The sequence below is a fragment of the Niveispirillum sp. KHB5.9 genome, from assembly GCF_048066115.1.
GTDB lineage: Bacteria > Pseudomonadota > Alphaproteobacteria > Azospirillales > Azospirillaceae > Niveispirillum.
The window spans coordinates 1-1,872 of sequence record NZ_JBLTYX010000056.1 but is presented as its reverse complement, the minus strand read 5'-3'; the positions used below and the strand labels follow the sequence as shown (position 1 = coordinate 1,872).

Here is a 1,872-nt window from a genome sequence, read left to right as displayed (position 1 = left end):
ATGAAAGTCCTAGTCGCCGTAAAGCGTGTCGTTGACTACAACGTCAAGATCCGTGTCAAGCCCGACGCGAGCGGTGTCGAGCTTGCGAATGTTAAGATGTCGATGAACCCGTTTGACGAGATCGCGGTTGAAGAGGCGGTCCGTCTGAAGGAAGCGGGCAAGGCGACGGAGATCGTGGTGGTGTCGATCGGGCCGTCGGGCGCGCAGGAGACGATCCGCACGGCGCTCGCCATGGGTGGGGATCGCGGCATCCTGGTGCAGACCGATGCGGAGGTGCAGCCGCTGGCCGTGGCCAAGCTGCTGAAGGCCATCGTGGGCAAGGAGACGCCGGATCTGGTGATCCTGGGCAAGCAGGCCATCGACGATGACAGCAACCAGACCGGCCAGGCCCTGGCGGCGCTGCTGGGCTGGGCCCAGGGGACGTTTGCCTCCAAGGTGGCGCCGGCGGATGGCAAGATCGCCGTGACGCGCGAGATCGATGGCGGCCTGGAAACGGTGGAGCTGCGGCTGCCCGCCGTGGTGACCACCGACCTGCGCCTGAACGAGCCGCGCTATGCCTCGCTGCCCAACATCATGAAGGCGAAGAAGAAGCCGATCGAGACGCTGGAGCCGGGTTCGCTGGGCGTGGACATCACCCCGCGCCTGACGACGCTGAAGGTGGTGGAGCCGCCCAAGCGCAAGGGCGGCGTCAAGGTCGCCTCCGTCGCCGAGCTGGTCGCCAAGCTGCGCGACGAAGCCCGCGTCATCTGATCGTCCCCGCTGGCGCCGTAGGTCAGGTCGAGCCAAAGGCGAGCCCTGACAAGCGACGGTGCCACGGATGTCAGGGCTCGGGGCTACGCCCCTCGACCTGACCTACGGATAAAGCCTTATAGGATTGGAGAGACCAATCATGAGCATTCTGGTTGTTGCCGAGCCCTCGACGGGCGCGGTGAAGAAGCCGACCCTGACCACCCTGGGTGCGGCGGCCAAGATCGGCGGCGAGACGCATGTGCTGGTCGCGGGTTCCGGCGTGGGTGAGGCCGGGGCGGCGGCTGCCAAGGCCGCCGGCGTTTCCAAGGCCCTGGTGGCCGACGGGGGTGAATATGCCAACCCGCTGGCCGAGAATTTCGCCCCGCTGGTGGTGGCAGCCGTGAAGGCCGGCGGTTACAGCCATGTGCTGTTCACCGCCACGACGTTCGGCAAGAACCTGGCACCGCGCGTGGCGGCCCTGCTGGATGTGCAGCAGATCAGCGAGATCAGCGGCGTGGTCGATGCCGACACGTTCGAACGCCCGATCTATGCCGGCAACGCCATCGCGACCGTGAAGTCGTCCGACGCGGTCAAGGTGATCACCGTGCGCGGCACGGCGTTCGAGGCCGCCGCTGAGACCGGTGGTGCCGGCGCGGTCGATACCATCGCGGCCACCGGCGATGCCGGCCTGTCCAGCTTCGTGTCGGCGGAGCTGACCAAGTCGGAGCGTCCGGAACTGACCTCTGCCCGCGTCATCGTGTCGGGTGGCCGTGGCATGCAGTCGGGCGACAATTTCCCGCTGCTGGACGCGCTGGCCGACAAGCTGGGCGCAGCCGTCGGTGCATCCCGTGCGGCGGTGGATGCCGGTTTCGTGCCCAACGATTACCAGGTCGGCCAGACCGGCAAGATCGTGGCCCCGGAACTGTACATCGCCGTCGGCATAAGTGGCGCCATCCAGCATCTGGCCGGCATGAAGGACAGCAAGGTCATCGTCGCCATCAACAAGGACGAGGAGGCACCGATGTTCCAGGTCGCCGATTACGGCCTGGTCGGTGACCTGTTCAAGATCGTCCCGGAGCTCACCGAGGCTTTGGGCTGATCGTCAAGGGACGAACCCGCGCCGGGGCCAAGGCACCGGCGCGG

2 protein-coding genes are annotated in these 1,872 nt (G+C 66.7%); both read left to right on the top strand.

Annotation, left to right across the window (positions count from 1 at the left end):
- A partial coding sequence (locus ACM9HJ_RS30870) for an electron transfer flavoprotein subunit beta/FixA family protein (RefSeq protein ID WP_416575647.1) occupies window positions 1-750 on the top strand: 750 nt, incomplete at its 5' end.
- A 139-nt stretch (window positions 751-889) separates the two neighbouring features.
- Window positions 890-1,828, top strand: coding sequence for an electron transfer flavoprotein subunit alpha/FixB family protein (locus ACM9HJ_RS30865; protein ID WP_416575646.1), 939 nt, complete (start codon window positions 890-892; stop codon window positions 1,826-1,828).
- The last annotated feature ends 44 nt before the right edge of the window (window positions 1,829-1,872 follow it).